This window comes from Nonomuraea sp. C10 (genome assembly GCF_008017515.1).
Taxonomy (GTDB): Bacteria; Actinomycetota; Actinomycetes; order Streptosporangiales; family Streptosporangiaceae; genus Nonomuraea; species Nonomuraea ferruginea.
On record NZ_VPFF01000001.1, the window covers coordinates 1,265,174 to 1,281,943 of the forward strand.

At 72.5% G+C, this 16,770-nt stretch carries 12 protein-coding genes and 1 tRNA gene; 10 read left to right on the forward strand and 3 right to left on the reverse strand.

Annotated elements, in window-relative coordinates; translation table 11 throughout:
• The first annotated feature begins 24 nt into the window (after positions 1-24).
• The 5 genes from FR742_RS05955 (at position 25) to FR742_RS05975 (ending at position 3,888) form a co-directional block, all read left to right on the forward strand.
• Positions 25-636, forward strand: coding sequence for an SRPBCC family protein (locus FR742_RS05955; protein WP_148029999.1), 612 nt, complete (start codon positions 25-27; stop codon positions 634-636).
• Between the two features lie 129 nt (positions 637-765).
• Positions 766-1,986 carry an MFS transporter gene (locus tag FR742_RS05960; protein ID WP_148030000.1) on the forward strand — a complete coding sequence of 407 codons (1,221 nt, stop codon included), beginning with the start codon at positions 766-768 and terminating at the stop codon, positions 1,984-1,986.
• Between the two features lie 5 nt (positions 1,987-1,991).
• Positions 1,992-2,819: a metal-dependent hydrolase gene (locus FR742_RS05965; protein WP_222708850.1), complete on the forward strand. Its 828-nt coding sequence runs from the start codon at positions 1,992-1,994 to the stop codon at positions 2,817-2,819.
• 52 nt (positions 2,820-2,871) lie between these two features.
• A tRNA-Ala gene (locus tag FR742_RS05970) sits at positions 2,872-2,944 on the forward strand.
• Between the two features lie 38 nt (positions 2,945-2,982).
• Positions 2,983-3,888 (forward strand): SMP-30/gluconolactonase/LRE family protein, encoded by a 906-nt coding sequence (locus FR742_RS05975; RefSeq protein WP_148030002.1) that lies wholly within the window; start codon positions 2,983-2,985, stop codon positions 3,886-3,888.
• A gap of 4 nt (positions 3,889-3,892) precedes the next feature.
• Here FR742_RS05975 and FR742_RS05980 read toward each other — a convergent pair whose 3' ends face one another.
• Complete coding sequence (locus tag FR742_RS05980) at positions 3,893-7,099, reverse strand: GH92 family glycosyl hydrolase (RefSeq protein WP_148030003.1); 3,207 nt, start codon at positions 7,097-7,099, stop codon at positions 3,893-3,895.
• A 198-nt stretch (positions 7,100-7,297) separates the two neighbouring features.
• Between FR742_RS05980 and FR742_RS05985 the strand changes: the two genes are divergently transcribed.
• Together FR742_RS05985 and FR742_RS05990 are read left to right on the forward strand one after the other, a co-directional pair.
• Positions 7,298-8,746, forward strand: coding sequence for an acyl-CoA carboxylase subunit beta (locus tag FR742_RS05985; RefSeq protein WP_148030004.1), 1,449 nt, complete (start codon positions 7,298-7,300; stop codon positions 8,744-8,746).
• A gap of 25 nt (positions 8,747-8,771) precedes the next feature.
• Positions 8,772-8,981 (forward strand): DUF5988 family protein, encoded by a 210-nt coding sequence (locus tag FR742_RS05990; protein WP_148030005.1) that lies wholly within the window; start codon positions 8,772-8,774, stop codon positions 8,979-8,981.
• A 5-nt stretch (positions 8,982-8,986) separates the two neighbouring features.
• Here FR742_RS05990 and FR742_RS05995 read toward each other — a convergent pair whose 3' ends face one another.
• Both FR742_RS05995 and FR742_RS06000 read right to left on the reverse strand, forming a co-directional pair.
• Complete coding sequence (locus FR742_RS05995; RefSeq protein WP_148030006.1) at positions 8,987-11,761, reverse strand: LuxR family transcriptional regulator; 2,775 nt, start codon at positions 11,759-11,761, stop codon at positions 8,987-8,989.
• Positions 11,762-11,883: 122 nt separating this feature from the next.
• Positions 11,884-13,662, reverse strand: coding sequence for a 2-isopropylmalate synthase (locus FR742_RS06000; RefSeq protein ID WP_148030007.1), 1,779 nt, complete (start codon positions 13,660-13,662; stop codon positions 11,884-11,886).
• Positions 13,663-14,019: 357 nt separating this feature from the next.
• On the opposite strand from FR742_RS06000, the gene FR742_RS06005 reads away from it, so the two are divergent.
• The 3 genes from FR742_RS06005 (at position 14,020) to FR742_RS06015 (ending at position 16,768) form a co-directional block, all read left to right on the forward strand.
• Positions 14,020-14,934, forward strand: a complete 915-nt coding sequence (locus FR742_RS06005) for a UbiA family prenyltransferase (protein WP_148030008.1) — start codon at positions 14,020-14,022, stop codon at positions 14,932-14,934.
• A gap of 447 nt (positions 14,935-15,381) precedes the next feature.
• Complete coding sequence (locus tag FR742_RS06010) at positions 15,382-16,116, forward strand: sensor histidine kinase (protein WP_148030009.1); 735 nt, start codon at positions 15,382-15,384, stop codon at positions 16,114-16,116.
• Positions 16,106-16,768, forward strand: a complete 663-nt coding sequence (locus FR742_RS06015) for a response regulator transcription factor (protein WP_148030010.1) — start codon at positions 16,106-16,108, stop codon at positions 16,766-16,768. Before FR742_RS06010 ends, FR742_RS06015 begins: the two co-directional genes overlap by 11 nt.
• Positions 16,769-16,770: the final 2 nt, after the last annotated feature.

Below are 16,770 nucleotides of genomic sequence, written 5' to 3' on the forward strand. Positions count from 1 at the left end.
CGTGCCCGGGCAGCAACGAGTCCCATGAGTACGATCGAGCACGCCGTAGAGGTCAACGTTCCGATCAGGGTCGCGTACGACCAGTGGACCCAGTTCGAGAGCTTCCCCGAGTTCATGGAGGGCGTGGAGTCCATCAAGCAGGTCACGGACACGCGTACCCACTGGATCACCGAGATCGCCGGCGTCAAGCGGGAGTTCGACGCCGAGATCACCGAGCAGCACCCCGATGAGCGCGTCGCCTGGCGGTCGGTCGAGAGGCCGCACCAGGCCGGCGTCGTCACCTTCCACCGGCTCGGCCCGGAGACCGCGAGGGTCCAGCTCCAGATGGAGTACGACCCCGAGGGGTTCGTGGAGAAGGCCGGCGACTGGCTCAACATCGTCCAGGCGCGCGTCAAGGGCGACATGCAGCGCTTCAAGGAGTACATCGAGGGGCGCGGCGGCGAGACCGGCGCGTGGCGGGGCGACGTCCCCGGCCCGCACCAGCACGGCTCCGCGCTCGGCGGCGGCGACCGCCCGGTCCCGCCCGGCACGGTCGGCGGCGACACCGGCTTCCCCCAGGACCCCGGCACGCTCCCGCCTCCCGGCCCCGTCCCGCCGCGCAACGAGCCGCCCCAGGGCCCCCGGCCGGTTCTGTAACGTCCCCGTTCCCCCGCAAGCCCCCGATGTTTCGGGGGCTTTGCCATGCCCGTGGAATAGATGTCGCATTTGTAACTGTTATCCTGTCCATTCGTCCGATGACTTGATGAGTGGAGGATTCCGTCCGGCATGAGCGTGCTCACTCAGGAGGCCCGGCCCAGAACCGGCCCTCTCGCCTGGCTCCTCGTGCTGGGGATCGTCCTGGCCGCGCTGAACCTGCGCACCGCCGTCACCAGTGTCGGCCCGCTGCTCGACCAGCTCGCCGCCGCGCTCGGCATGTCCAGCGTCGGCACCGGCCTGCTCACCACGCTGCCGGTGCTGGCCTTCGCCACCGTCGGCGCGGTCACGCCCACGCTGGCCCGCCGCGTCGGCGAGCACAGGCTGCTCCTGCTCGCCCTGGTCACGCTGGGCACGGGCATGCTGGTGCGGGTCCTGGTCGACTCCGCGCCGGTGTTCCTGGCCAGCAGCGCCGTCGCCCTGTCGGGCGGGGCCGTCGGCAACGTGCTCATCCCGACGCTGATCAAGCGACACTTCCCGGCCCGTACCGGGGTCATGACCACCGTCTACACCACCTCGCTGGCCGTCGGCACCATGCTCGCCGCCGCGGCCACCGTGCCGATCGAGCAGGCCTCGGGCGACTGGCACGTGGCGCTGGGGGTGTGGGCGGCGCTGGCCGCGGTCTCCGCCATCCCGTGGCTCGCGCTCCTGCGCAGTGAGCCGGAGCGGGGCGACGGCCGGCCGGGTGGCGGCCTGCGCCGGATGGCGCGGAGCAGGCTGGCGTGGGCGATCGCCGTCTACTTCGGCACCCAGTCGATGATCGCGTACATCATGTTCGGCTGGCTCGCCACCATCCTCACCGACGGCGGCTACACGGTGAGCCAGGCGGGCGTGATCCTCGGCGTCTTCACCGCGCTGAACATCCCCGTCTCGCTCCTCGTCCCCCTCGTCGCCGCCCGCTTCCGCGACCAGCGGCCGGTGGTGGTCGGCCTGGTGGTCGCGTACACGGCCGGCTTCGTCGGGCTGTGGCTGGCGCCCGCCTCCACCGCGCCGGTGTGGGTGGTGCTGGTGGCGGCCGGCATGGGCTCGTTCCCGCTGGCGCTCACCATGCTCGCCGTGCGCACCCGCACGCCGGAGACCACGGCGTCGCTGTCGGCGTTCGGGCAGAGTGCCGGCTACCTCATCGCCGGCGCCGGCCCGCTGCTCGTCGGCGTGCTGCGCGAGGTGGGCGGCGGGTGGACGCTCCCGTACCTGCTGATCTTCGCCGTGCTGGTCGCGCAGCTGTTCACGGGCCTGTACGCGGGCCGTGACCGGTATGTGGAGGACGAGCGGCGGGTGTCTCTGCCAGGATGACGTCCGTGAATTCGACAGTCGTCACCTTTCCCTACGGTCATGTCAGTGGCCGTTCCACGATCGTCGAGGCCGTGCCGGTGGGGGAGCGGCACGGCCTCGTCGTCACCGAGACCCCGTTCCACCCCCTCGACCACACCTGGCCCGACCAGCCCGCCGACCGCGGCACCATCGGCGGGCTGCCGGTGCTCGACTGCGTGACCGGCGCCCGCCCGGCCGGGGGCGACATCGTCCTGGGCGGCGACATCCCGGTACGGCGCGGCGCCGACGGCTGGGACTGGCTGGTCGTGCACGTCACCGAGACCCCGCTGGACGTGGGCGCCGAGGTCGGCCTGGAGGTCGACGCGGCGCACCGGGCCGCGCTCTCGGCCGGGCACACCGCCTGCCATCTGGCCGCGCTCGCCCTCAACGCCGCCCTGGCCGGCCGCTGGCGCAAGGAGCCCGCGCGCGACCGGCTCGGCAACCCCGACTTCGACCAGAGCGCCATCACCACCTCGCGGATCTCCCCGTACGGGAGCGTCGACGAGTACCGGCTGGGCAAGTCGCTGCGCAAGAAGGGGTTCACCGCCGAAGGGCTGGACCCGGAGGAGACGGCGCGCGAGGTCGCCGCCCGGCTGAAGGCGTGGGTGGCGGCCGACGCGCCGGTCCGGATCGACGTGCCAGGCCCCGGGCTCACCGCCCGCCGCACCTGGCACTGCGCCCTGCCCGGCGGCGAGGCGTCGATCCCGTGCGGCGGCACCCACGTGCGGAGCACGGGAGAGCTGGGCGAGGTCACGGTCACGCTGGAGACCGGCGAGCAGTCGCTCACCATGCGCACCACCGTCACCTCGCCCTGACACATGACACGGGCGGCCCCGGATTCGGATACACTTGGCGACGCATCCGCAAGGGGCTATGGCGCAGTTGGTAGCGCGCTTCCATGGCATGGAAGAGGTCTGGGGTTCGAATCCCCATAGCTCCACCCCTGTCGGGCAGCCGATCCCCCCGGAGGCCGTCCTCGTGGAGCTCATTCCCGTCGATTTCGAGGCGTTCGACAAGCGCATCGCGGCCGTCCGCGGCGACAGATACCTCGAACGCCTCCACCGTGGGACCCGCTGGGCGGAAGGGCCGGTCTACTTCCCGGCGGGCCGCTTCCTGGTGTGGAGCGACATCCCCAACGACCGGATGCTCCGCTGGGACGAGCAGACCGGCGCCGTCGGCCCGTTCCGTCAGCCGTCCGGCTACGTCAACGGCAACACCCTCGACCGTGAGGGCCGGCTCATCTCCTGCGAGCACGGCGCGCGCCGGGTGACCAGGACCGAGCACGACGGCTCGGTCACCACCCTGGCCGACAGCTGGCGGGGCAGGCGGCTCAACAGCCCCAACGACGTCGTGGTCCGCTCCGACGGGTCGATCTGGTTCACCGACCCGCCGTACGGCATCCTGGGCGACTACGAGGGACACCGGGCCGAGCAGGAGATCGACGGCTGCCACGTCTACCGCATCGACCCGGGCACCGGCGCGACCGAGATGGTCGCCGGCGACTTCGCCAGGCCCAACGGCCTGGCCTTCGACCTCGACGAGAGCAGGCTTTTCGTCGCCGACACCCAGGAGCGCCACCTGCGGGTCTTCGACGTGCGCGACGACGGCACGCTCACCGGCGGCCGGGTGTTCGCCGCGCACGACGGCAAGGAGGGCTTCGACGGCCTGCGCCTGGACGACGGCGGCCGCGTGTGGGCCGCCGTCGGATCCTCGGTGCACTGCTACGACCCGGACGGCACGCTCCTCGGCAGGCTCAACCTGCCGGAGAGCGTCTCCAACCTGGTCTTCGGCGGGCCCAAGCGCAACCGAGTCTTCATCACCGCGACCACGTCGCTGTACTCGGTCATGCTCAACATCCGCGGCGCCCGCCCGGTCTGGGCCTGACCCGTCACTTGAAGGCCCAGGCGAAGAGGTGCAGCTCGCCGTCCTCCGCCGGGGCGAAGGTCAGGCTGGCCACCTTCTTGGCCGGGTCCAGCGCGATCGGCTGAGCCGCGAACACGTGCGCGCCGATGGGCTGGAACGCCCATGAGCCCCAGAAGAGCCTGAGCGGCGTGCTGGCCACGGGCTCGTTGCCGAACGCCGGCGGCTCGCCGCCGAAGTCCAGGATCCATTCGCTGAGGCCGAGCTTGCCGGTGCTCGTCGAGCCGTCGGTGTAGGTGACCGTCACCTTCGACTCGGGCCAGCCGTTCACGCCCGACCCGAGGAACGCCAGCTCACTCGCCCCGTCGGGCGCCGCCACCTCGATCGGCGCGGTGCCCGGCCGCAGGTTGTCCCACTCGCCGGGCTTGCGGTCGGGCCAGGTGAAGTCGAAGCCCTTCCAGGAGATGGTGCCGCCCGGCTCGACGCCCTCGTCGGCCAGGGCCTGCGCCGAGTAGCTGAACCCGGGCCCGTCGATGTTGGCCTCGTCGGGCACCGCGGCGTCGCCGATGCCGGCGTTGTTGTGGTGCCACGCCAGCGTGCCGCGCTCGGCCACGTTCAGCCGCACGCCGCCGGTCGCCTCGCCCGCCACGATCGGCACGGTGTGGAAGCCGAGCGCCACGCCGGGGTCCACGGTGATGCTGATCTTGCGGGTGGTGGCGCGCCCGGCCGGCACGAGCAGGCGTCCGCTCGACGGCGTCACCGTGATCCCCGGCGGCGGCGTGGCCTGCCACGCGACCGTGGCCGTCCGCTCCATGGACCGGATCGTGAGGTCGGCCTCGAAGGTCCCGCCGGGCGCCACCGGCCCGCTTCCTGGGTTGAGCCCCAGCAGGTACGGCTCGGTGCCCTCGCCGAACGACGGCGGCGCGTCCGCCGGGCGGGCCCCGAAGGCGAGGTTCGGAGAACTGCCCACGGTGAAGTCCAGCCGCCCGCCCCGCGTGGCGAACGTCTCCGGCAGCCACGCCTGCGACACCGGGGCGCCGTTCACGCGCAGCGCCCGGACGTAGCCGCCCGCGGCGCCGGGCGCGTTGACCTGGATGTCGCCGCCGGGCCTGTCGATCGTGATCCGGTCGAACAGCGGCGTGTTCACCAGCAGCTCGGCCCGGCCGGGAACGGCCGGGAACAGGCCCATGGCCGACCACACGTACCAGGCGCCCATCGTGCCCAGGTCGTCGTTGCCGACGAGCCCGTCGGGGCCGGGGCCGAACAGCTCCTTCTGCGTCTTCCGGACGACCTCCTGCGTCCTGTACGGCCGGCCCGCCCACGCGTACAGCCACGGCGACTGCAGCGCGACCTCGTTGCCGAGGTAGGCGTACGGCCGGTGCGGGCCGGCGTTCAGCTCCTTGAAGTAGTCGTCCAGCCTGTTCACCGCTTCCTGGGCGCCGCCCATCGCGGTGATCAGCCCCTGCGGGTTGTGCGGCACCATCCAGTGGTACTGCGCCCCGTTGCCCTCCATGTAGACGTCAGCGGCGGCCGGGTCGAACGGCGACTTGAACGCGCCGTCCCCCATCTTGGGCTGGACCCAGCCGTTGGCCGGGTTGAACAGGTGCTGCCACGCCTGCGCGCGCTTCATGAACTCCGCCCGCGTGGCCTGGTCGCCGAGCCGGGAGGCCAGCTGGGCGATGCCGAAGTCGGCCACGCCGTACTCCAGCGTCGCGGACGGGTCCGACGGCACGTACCCCTTGTCCATGTACGCGGCGTTGCCCGGCCGCTCGTCGTAGTCCAGCAACGGGTGACCGATGTCCATCGGGCCGCTGCGCCGGGCGGCCTCGGCCATCGCCTTCAGGGCTGCGGCGGCCTCGAAGTCGCGCGCGCCGAAGGCGTGCACCGTGGAGAGGATCACGTGGAACGGGTCGCCCACCATGACGCCGGTGACCGCGTTCTGGTGCGACCAGCGGTCCCACACGTTGCCGAGCGCCTGGGCGTTGACGTACATCGACTGCGCGATGTCGCTCGCCACGTCCGGCGCGAGCAGGGCCAGCAGCTGGACCTGGCTGCGGTAGACGTCCCAGCCGGAGAAGGTCGCGTAGTGGTGGTGGCCCGGCTTCACCCGGTGGATCTCGTAGTCGGAGCCGACGTAGGTGCCGTCGGCGTCGTCGAACACGTACGGCTGGAGCAGCGCGTGGTAGAGGCTGCTGTAGAAGGTGCGCCGCTGGGCGTCGGTGCCGCCCTCGATCCGCACCTGGCCGAGACGGGCGTTCCAGACGGCCTCCGCCTCGCTCGCCACCTGCTCCAGGTTCTTGGCGCCGATCTCCGTCCGCAGGTTGTTCCTGGCGCCCTCGACGCTCACGTACGACAGGCCCACCCGCATCTGCACCGGCGTGGCGGGGTCGAACTCCAGGTACGCGCCGGACCCCGGCCCGTTCACCACCACGTCGTCGGAGGTGACGACATGACCCTTCACCTTGCCTTCGGAGGCGTTGGCGACGACCCGCGCGCCGGGCAGCACCTGGTCGTCCTTCCAGGTGCCGAAGCCGGTGACCGGCCGGTCGAAGGTGGCGTGGAAGTAGACCTTGTAGCGCGTCGGGGGGCCGCAGAACCCGCCGGTCAGCACCCAGCCCTCGACGGTGTTCCCGCTGATCCGGGTCTCGCCGTCGTCCACGCCGTTGATCGAGCCGCTGGTGTTCAGCAGCAGCGTGGCCGGCTTGCCCTCGGGGAAGGTGAAGCGGCCGACGCCCGCCCGCGTGCTGACCGACAGCTCGGTCTTGACGCCGGTGTCCAGGGTGACGCCGTAGAAGCCGGGCGAGGCCTTCTCGGCGGTGTGCTTGAAGGTCTGGACGTAGTCCATCCCGTGCGTCGCGGGGGAGCGGCCGATGCGGCCGGAGAAGGGCATCACGGGGAAGTCCTGGGCGCCGGTGCAGCCCGGCCCGGAGATGTGGGTCATGGAGAAGCCGCGCAGGCGGTCGTCCTCCCAGCGGTAACCGCCGCCGGCGTCCTCCACCGTGTCGGGGCTCCACTGCATCATCCCGAACGGCAGCACGGCGCCGGGGAAGGTCATCCCCCCGCCGCCGCCGTGCCCGAAGTCGGCCGCCGCCTCCTTCGTACCGTGGAAGACGTTGACCAGCGAGGCCGGGTCGCGCACGGCGGCGGATCCCGGATCGGGGGTCGTGACGGCCCCGGCGGGGAACACCGCCGTGGCCAGCAACGTGGTGACAATCGGTAACGACCACAAGGACATGTCGCACACCTTTCGAGGGTGAGATCGAATCATCGAAACCCGCGCCCACACCCCGGTCAACGAGCGAAAACGGCGCGCACAAGTTGCCATCCGCGCAGGCGTGAATAGGGGTTGGCCGGCACCCCGGCCGTTGACACATTCGATGGGTGCCACGGGTCCACGGACCCGTGAGAGACCGTCGAGCACAGGGGATCAGGGATGACCGTCTTGCCCACGCTGCCGGACGAGCTGCCGGTGACCCGCGCGCCCGCCGCCGACCCGCGCGCCCCTTCGGTCAGGCTGGCCCGGCTGCTGGACCCGGGCACGCCCGTCGCGCTGCACGCGGACGACGACAGCGGCGTGACCGCGGTGCGGGGCCGGGTGGACGGGCGGCCCGTCATCGCCTTCTGCACCGACGCCAGGAGGATGGGCGGCGCGCTCGGCGCGGCCGGGGCCCGGCACATCGTGGCCGCCACCGACGCCGCCGTGGCGGAGGGCTGCCCGGTGATCGGCCTGTGGCACTCCGGAGGCGCCAGGCTCGCCGACGGCGTCGAGTCCATGGACGGCGTGGGCCGCATGTTCGCCGCGATGACCAGGGCCTCCGGCGTGGTGCCGCAGATCTCGGTCGTCCTCGGCCCGGCCGCGGGGGCCGCCGCCTACGGTCCTGCCCTGACCGACGTCATTGTCATGACCGGCTCCGGGCGCGTCTTCGTGACCGGCCCCGACATCGTGCGGAGCGTCACCGGCGAGAAGATCGACATGGCGGCGCTCGGCGGCCCCGACGCGCACGGCCCGAGGTCGGGCGTGGTGCACGTGCAGGCCGCCGACGAGGACGACGCCTGCTTCCGCGCCCGCCGCCTCGCCGGGCTGCTCCGCGGCGGGCAGGGCCGGTTCGAGCTGGCCCCGCTGCGCGAGCCGAGAGACCTGCGCGCGCTGCTACCCGAGTCGCCGCGGCGCGCCTACGACGTGCGGCCGCTGGTGCGCGCCCTCGTGGACGGTGACGCGCGCGGGCCGGTCTTCGAGGAGCTGCAGCCCCGCTGGGCGGCCAACGTCCTGGTCGGCCTCGGCCGGCTCGGCGGCCGTCCGATCGGCGTCCTGGCCAACAACCCGATCCGCAAGGGCGGCTGCCTGGACTCGCTGTCGGCGGAGAAGAGCGCGCGGTTCGTGCGCATGTGCGACTCCCTGGGAGTTCCCCTGGTCGTGCTGGTCGACGTCCCCGGCTTCCTGCCCGGGGTGGACCAGGAATGGGGCGGCGTTGTCCGGCGGGGCGCCAAGCTCCTGCACGCCTTCGCCGAGTCCGTGGTGCCGCGCGTCACGCTGATCACCCGCAAGGCCTACGGCGGGGCCTACATCGCGATGAACTCCCGCTCGCTCGGCGCCACCGCGACCTTCGCCTGGCCGGACGCCGAGGTGGCGGTCATGGGCGCGGAGAGCGCCGTACGCGTCCTGCACCGCAAGACCCTGGCCGCCGCCCCCGACGACGAGCGCGAGGAACTGAGCGCCCGGCTGGCCGAGGAGCAGCGCCGGACCGCCGGCGGGGTGGCCCGCGCGATCGCGCTCGGCGTGGTCGACGAGGTGATCGCGCCGGAGACGACCCGGCTCAGGCTGGCCCAGGCGCTGGACCGGGCGCCCCGTGCGCGCGGACGCCACTCCAGCATCCCGCTGTGAACACCTCTCACCAAGAGGAGGCACCATGAAGGAGATCAGAGCCGTCCTGGTCGGCGGACCGGAGGCGGTTCCGGCCGAGCGGCGGGTGCAGCGCGTGAGCCCCGGCACCGAGGTGTTCAAGCTCCCGCACGGCGCCGGGTACGAGCACTTCAGGCGCGGCGGCGAGAGCGCCACCGTCGACGGCGAGCGCGCCGTCGTCTTCGAGTGGGTCATGCGCACGGCCGTCGCCGAGTGAGATCGCTACAGTGACCTGCCGGCCAGACCGGCCGGCAGGTCACGGCGGCGCGAGACGTTGAGCTTGCGGTAGATCCGCGTCAGGTGCTGCTCCACGGTGCTCACGGTGATGAAGAGCTTGCCGGAGATCTCCCGGTTGGAGTACCCGTCGGCGGCCAGCGCCGCCACGCGCTGCTCGGCCTCGCTGAGCGCCGCTTCCGGGCTCTGCCCGCCGGCGTGCCCGTTGAGCCGGCCGTTCACCTGACCGTTGACCTGTCCGTTCACCTGGCCGTTCCTGCGGGCGCGGGCCGGATCGCGGATCAGCGCGCCGGCGTGGCATTCCTGGGCCAGCGCGCCGGCCCGGCCGCTCAGCATCCCGGCCCTGCGGTGCTCGCCGATCGCGTGGTACGCCTCGGTGAGGTCGAACAGCGCCCTGGCGTGCTCGTACCGGTCTCCGCCCGCCCGCAGCAGGTCGGCGGCGCGGCGCAGGAGCATGACGCGGTGCCGCACCTCGCTCGCCGCGGCGAGCAGGCGCAACGCCATCCCGTGCACCCGCTTGGACCGCTTGCCGCACCCGGCGAGCTGGGTCTCGATGAGCCCGCGTGCCTCGTCCACCTCGCCGAGGCGGATCAGCGCCTCGGCCGCGTCCAGCCGCCACGGGACGAACTCCGGGACGTCCAGCCCCCACGCGCACGTCAGCTCACCGCACAGGCGCAGGTCGCGCAGCGCCTGCCTGGGCTGGCCCGACATCAGCGCGAAGCGGCCCTTGCCGTAGAGGTACTGGGCGGCGAACCGGGTCTCCAGCATGGCCTCCGGCACCGGCTGGGCGGCCTGCCGCAGGTAGTCCAGGTGGCGGCCCATGCCGGCCCCGGCCATCAGCAGGATGCCCAGGGGCGCGCCGACGGCGACCCCCCAGCTCTCCGGCGAGACGAGTTCCAGGGCCCGCTGGGAGTCGCGCGCCGCCGCGGCCAGGTCGCCCCGGCGCAGCGAGATCTCCGCCCGGATCGCCGACAGCCTCGCCTGGCGGCTGGGCGCGTGCCGGTCGGCCGCCTCGGACACGAAGACGTCGCACCAGGGCGCGGCCCGGTCGGCCCGGTCGCTGTAGATCAGGGTCAGCAGCGCGCACTCCACCGCGTCCATGGACATCTCGTCCAGGCGGGAGCCGCGCAGGATGCGCTCGGCCACGGTCACGAGCTCCTCCTGCGGGCCCTCGCTCAGCGTGGAGGCCAGCGCGTCGGCCGACACCAGCCGGCGGTCGGCGCCGAGCGAGCGGGCCGCGGCGCCCGCCTGCTCGGCGGGCGGCTCAGGCAGATGCGGCAGGAAGGCGGGCCAGCTGCTGCGGAGCCAGGCACGGGTCGCGCCCAGCTCCGCCACCGCCTCGCGGTCCAGCTCCCCGCCGTCGCCCAGGCAGCCCAGGACGTCCTTGGCGTCGGCGACGTGGCCGTGCCACAGCAGCGCCCTGGCCAGCACGATGGCGTCGCCGCCGCCCAGATGGCCCTGGTGCAGCGCCTCGGTCAGCTCGGCCAGCTGGCCGGTCTGCGTCCCCGGGTCGATCCGCCACCTGGCCCGCACCAGCGTGGTGGTGATCCGCGCCCTGCGCCGCTCGTCGTCGCACGCCTGCCAGGCCAGCTTGAGGTACTCGATGGCCGACTCGACCCCGTCGTCGCGCAGCGCCTGCTTGGCGGCCTCCTCCAGCACCGACAGCGCCCACGGGTCTCCCGCGTGGGTGGCCCGCAGAAGATGGCCGGCCACGACGGCGGCGGGCGCGCCCTCCTGGTAGGTCAGCTCCGCCGCCCGGCGGTGGAGGTCGATCAGCTCCGAGGTGTCCAGCCCGGCCAGCACGGCGGACGCGGCGGCCTCGTGCCGGAACCGGCCGCCGACGAGCAGCCCGGCCCCGGCCAGCGCCTGGACCGACCTGGCCGTGGCCGCCTCGCCCCGGCCGAGCAGCCGTCCGGCGGCGCCGGGCTCGCCCATCACGGCCAGCGCGCGGGCCACGGGGAGCAGGTCGGGATCGGCGCGCTGCAGGCAGGCCAGCACCGCGTCGGCGTACCTCTCGCCGGGCTCGCCGGTGGCCCGCAGGTCCTCCAGCGCCGCGTCTGCCAGCAGCCGGTTGCCGCCGCTCAGCTCGTGGCACCGGGCGGCGAAGCGGTCGGCCGCCTGCGCCCCCTCCCGCTGCCGCACCCGCTCGGCCACGCCCTCCTCCGCCAGGTGCGCCAGCCGCACCGGGCGGCAGTGCGGCTGGCGCTCCACCTCGGTGCGCAGCAGCGGGTGCGGGTGGGCGTGGTGGTCGGGGCCGCTGAGTACGAGCACGACCCGGGCGTACCTCACCCGGCGCGCGAGGTAGGACAGGCACAGCTGCGAGGCGCGATCGGCGTGCTGCACGTCGTCCACGACGATCGCCAGAGGGCGGCGCTCCGACAGCTTCAGCAGCACCGTGCAGAGGGCGTCCACGATCTGCGCGTCCACGTGCGCGAAGGACTCCGCGCCCGGCGCGCGTGACAGGTGCGCGCGGGCGCCCTCGCGCAGCAGGTCCAGCGTGGCCGCGCGGTGCTCGTCGGCCGGCGTGTTCCGCACGAGCTGCGAGAGCACGCCGAGTGGCAGGTCGCGCTCGGCGAGGGAGCCTGTCGCGGACAGCGGGAGCGCGCCGTGCCGGAGCGCCTGCTCGGCGAAGTCGTGCAGCAGCTCGCTCTTGCCGGTGGCGACGGCGCCCGTCACCATCGCGATCCGGCCCCTGCCGGCCTTCGCCTCCTCCAGCAGCTCCATCAGGAGAGCCGCGTCCTGCCGCCGATCGTCCGGTGCCATGATCCTCCTCATGCGCGGGTTCAGTAGGGCAGCTTGCGTCCGGAGGGCGTCCGCAGGTCGAGCGTGTCCTGGCCGGATCGCCTGGGCCTGGGGCGTCTGGTCCTGATCCGTGACATGACGGGCTACTCTCCGGCGGCCATCAGGTGGGGGCGGTCGGCGGCCGGGCGCGCGCGGTCCTGCGCCTGGGCCGGCCGGTCGGCCCTGCGGGCCAGCCTGCGGCCCGCCGCCCGCACGGCCGACAGCGCCGCGGCCGTCACGTCCGCGCCGATGCCGGCACCCCACGCCACGCCCGTGCCCGCGCCGGTGCCTGTGCCGCACTCGGCGTAGACCACGACGTCATCGGGGGAGTGGCCGGCGAGCGCCGGCTGCTCCGGGGTCAGGTCCGCGTCCAGTGGCGGTGCGGTGCGGTGCACGGCGCGGAGCCGGACGCCCCACGGGGCGAGCGCGGCGCCGAGCGCGCGGACCGCGTCGGCGCGCGGCCCGCTCATCTCCATGCGGCCGTCGACGTGCAGCGTGACCACGAGCGGTGTCCTGCCGATCGCCAGCGGCGCGGCGGGGTCGCCCCGGTACAGGTACTCCTCGCGGAACACCGCCCCGATCCCGCTCGGCGACAGCTCGCCCTCCAGCGTCTCGGCCCGCTCCTGCACCCGGGCGGCCAGCTCGGCCTGGAGCCCGCGCGGCAGGTTGAGCCCGTGCCAGGCGCTCATCACGTACGCGACGCCGCCCTTGCCCGACTGGCTGTTGACCCGTACCACCGCCTCGTAGGTGCGGCCCACGTCCTTGGGGTCCACCGGCAGGTACGGCATGCGCCACGGCAGGCGGGACGGGTCCGCGCCGGTGGCCGCGGCCTGGCGCTCCCGCTCGTCGAAGCCCTTCTTGATGGCGTCCTGGTGGGACCCGGAGAAGGCGGTGTAGACCAGGTCGCCGCCGTAGGGGTGCCGGGGGTGCACCGGCAGTTGGTTGCACAGCTCGACGGTGCGGCGCACGGCGTTGATGTCGGAGAAGTCGATGCCGGGGTCGATGCCGTGGGAGAACAGGTTCATGCCCAGGGTGACCAGGCAGACGTTGCCGGCGCGCTCGCCGTTGCCGAACAGGCAGCCCTCGATCCGCTCGGCGCCGGCCAGCAGCGCCAGCTCCGCGGAGGCCACGCCGGTGCCGCGGTCGTTGTGGGGGTGGACGGACAGGCACACGTGCTCGCGGTGCGGCAGGTTGCGGTCCAGCCACTCGATCTGGTCGGCGAAGACGTTGGGCAGCGAGCGCTCGACGGTGGTCGGGAAGTTCAGGATGATGCCCCGGCCCGCCTCCGGCTGCCAGACGTCCATGACGGCCGAGCACACTTCGAGGGAGAAGTCGGGCTCGGTCTCGTTGAACAGCTCGGGGGAGTACTGGTAGCCCAGGTCGCAGTCGCCCAGCACGCGCTCGGCGTGGTCCATCATCACCTGCGTGCCGCGGACCGCGAGCTGCCTGCAGCCGGCGCGGTCGAGGTCGAAGACCAGCCGGCGGAACAGCGGCGACGTGGCGTTGTAGATGTGGACCATGGCCCGGTCCGCGCCCTTGAGCGAGTCCAGGGTGGCCCTGATCAGCTCCTCGCGCGCCTGGGTCAGCACGGTGATCCGCACGTCGTCGGGGATCAGGTCGCGCTCGATGAGCAGCCGTACGAAGTCGTGGTCGTCGCGGCTGGCGACCGGGAAGCCGACCTCGATCTCCTTGTAGCCCATGGAGACCAGGAGGCCGAACATCATGAGCTTGCGCTCGGGGGTCATCGGGCGCGCCAGGGACTGGTTGCCGTCACGCAGGTCGGTCGAGAGCCAGCGCGGGGCCGAGCGCAGGCGCCTGCTGGGCCAGGTCCGGTCGGGGAGGTCGAGGGGGGTGAAACCGGTATAGCGTTCGGCGCCCTGCATGGTCTGATTTCCTTCCTGATGACGTCCTGTTCTGGGATATGCGGCGGATGGGAACCGGCCGTGGCGGAGGCGGATTCCGGCAGCGTGCCGGGGTTCTCGAATATCGCGGGATTCATCACGGAAATCGTCCCCGGAGCCTTCTCCGGAGGGCGACTTTGCGCGCCGGTCTCGAAAGTCGACGGATCTCTGGGTACGAGGGCGAAACTATAGGGGTCGCCAAGGCGGGACAAGCGGGTGCACCATGAGTTCGGGACCGGTATCCAAGGAGGCAACCTGGGGTATCGAAAGGCGTAGACCCACTACAACTTCCGTGCGCCCCTCTTATCAGGCGGGTCACCCCTGGTCACAATCCCGAATATGTCAGCCAATTGGACACTGTTGGCCCCTTTCCCCGCCCGCGTCATCACGCTGTGCCTCGCCGAATCCCGCCCGTCCGTGCTGGCCGTCTCGTCGCTCCGCTACCTGACCGGGGTCGCCCTGGCCCTGCCGATCACCTCGCTCGCCGATCCCCTCATGGTCTTCCAGGGAGGCGTCGCCTGGGTGGCCTCGATCTTCGCGATCTACCTCTACAACGGCGTCACCGACATCGCCGAGGACCGGATCAACGGCTCCGGCCGGCCGATCGCCAGGGGCGAGCTGCGCCCCCGCACCGCCGCGGCCGTGGCGGCGGTGGCCGCCGTGCTGTCGCTCGTCGCCACGGTGGGCCTGCCCGGCCCGATGACCTGGATCATCGCGGTCAACCTCGCACTCGGCTATCTCTACTCGGGACCGCCCGCCCCGCTGAAGGCCAGTTCGAGCGGCACGGTGATCGTGCTCATGCTGTCGGGGCTGCTCTCCTACCTCGCCGGGTTCACCGTCGCGACGGCCGGGACCGGCGAGGTCGCGCCGACCGGGCTGATCGTGTTCGCCGCCGCCGCGGTCTGCTGGATGGTGCTGGTCGGCGTGCCGGCGAAGGACCTGTCCGACATCCCGGGTGACGCGGCGGCGGGCCGGCGCACGCTCGGCGTCCTGATCGGCGAGAGCGCCGCGCGCCGGATGATGGTCGTGGCGGCGCCCGGACTGCTCGCGGCCTTCTGCGTGGCGGTCGTCGTGTGGGACGTGCCGCTGGTCGGCGTGCTGGCGGTGATGGCGGCCGGCGTCGTGGCCGTGGTCGTCGCGGGGACGCGCGCCGTCGGCCGGGAGCAGGGCCGCGCCGCGCGGCGCAGGCCTTACGAGACGTTTATGGCGACGCAACAGCTCGTTCATGTTACGGCTGTCCTGTCGAACATATGACGATAAATGTTGCGCACATCACTCGGATGATCGATAGTGGAAGGCGTGCTTGTACTCGGCCCACGGGCGGAGGGGACGTCAGTGGAGGGGGAATACAAGGCGGCCGATGATCCGGCGAGATGCGTGGAGGCCTGTCGGGACGAAATCCTGGCCGAATTCGAGTCGGCCTTGCTGACCGCCGGAAACGCGGCCTTCACTGCCTCTCAGGCCCGGCATCAGGCCCTATTGACCGCGCAGTACATCCTGGAGGACGTGGCCGCTACGCTACGCGCCGGAAAGGTTCAGGTAAGTAACCTCTACAAACATCACGCGCGGGAAGTCGGGAACGCGCGCGCGGCGGGAGGGGTTCATCCCGCCGCTTCTCTTGAGGCTGGCTCACTTTTCTTCGGCACCGCGGTCGCTCATCTCGCCCGGCGCATAGCCGCCGACTTCGATTCGCCGGCCGAGGTGCTGGCGCTGGCGGTCACCGGCATGGAGGAGAGCCTGTCGCGGCGGGTCCGCGAGGCCTCGGAGAGCTACCACGGCTTCCTGCTCAACCAGGTGCACCAGGCCCAGGAGGACGAGCGCCGGCGCATAGCGCGCGAGTTGCACGACCGGATCGGGCACGGCATCAGCGTCGCCCACCAGCAACTGGCCCTGTCGGAGGTCTACCACGCCACCGACCCGGCGCGGGCCCTGGCCAAGATCGCGATCGTGCAGCAGGCCGTACAGGAGATCATGGAGAACCTGCGGCAGATCACCTCCGAGCTGCACCCCGCCGCCTCCGTGGGAAGCCTGGAGAAGTCGCTGCTGGCCTTCCTGGAGACCGTCGACGAAGACCGGATCTGCATCGGGCTCGACGTCAACGGCGACGAGTCGTGGGCCGAGCCGAGGTGCATCGACGAGGCGTTCCTCATCATCCGCGAGGCCGCGCGCAACGCGCTCACCCACGCCGAGGCGGCGGCCCTGTTCATCCGGGTGGACATCGCCCCCCACGCGCTGATCGCCTCGGTGCAGGACGACGGGCGGGGCTTCGACCCGGCGAGCGCCCGCGAGCACGGCGGTGTGGGACTGGCCTCGATGCGGGAGCGCGCGACGTTGCTCGGCGGCCGGGTCGCGATCTCCAGCGAGCCGCGCGGCGGATGCCTGGTCGAGCTGTTCATCCCGCTCAAGAGGCAGAGCGACGGCCCCGATGGTGGCTGACGACCTCATCATCACCATCGCCCTGGTGGACGACCACGCCCTGTTCAGGGAAGGGCTGCGGGAGATCCTGGAGTCCGTCGGCGACATGCGGATCGTCGGCGAGGCGGGCGACTCCATGTCCGCGGTGACCATGATCGCCGACACCTGCCCGGACATCGTGCTGCTGGACGTGGAGATCCCCGGCGACGAGGTCACCGAGACCGTGTCGCGGATCCGTACCCTGTCGCCGGACACCAGGATCATCATCCTGAGCATGTACGACGGACCCCAGCTGCTCAGCCGGCTGCTGGGCGCGGGCATCCGCGGCTACCTGCTCAAGAGCGTGCACCGGCACGAGCTGATCGCGGCGGTGCGCAGCGTGCACGAGGAGCCCACGAGGATCGTGCTCGCCGTCTCGCGCAACAGCGTCGCGCAGGTGGAGGCGACGGCCGCTCCCACGCTGACGGACAAGGAGCTGGAGGTGCTCCAGCTCGCGGCGCACGCGCTGAGCAACAGCCAGATCGCCCGCAAGCTCGGCCTGGCCGAGGCGACGGTGAAGCGCCACATGCGCAACATCTTCGTCAAGCTCAACGCGGTCTCGCGGATCGACGCGGTCAACAAGGCACTCGCCGCCTCCCTCATCGCGCCGCGCACCCGGGGCGACCTCGACTGAGG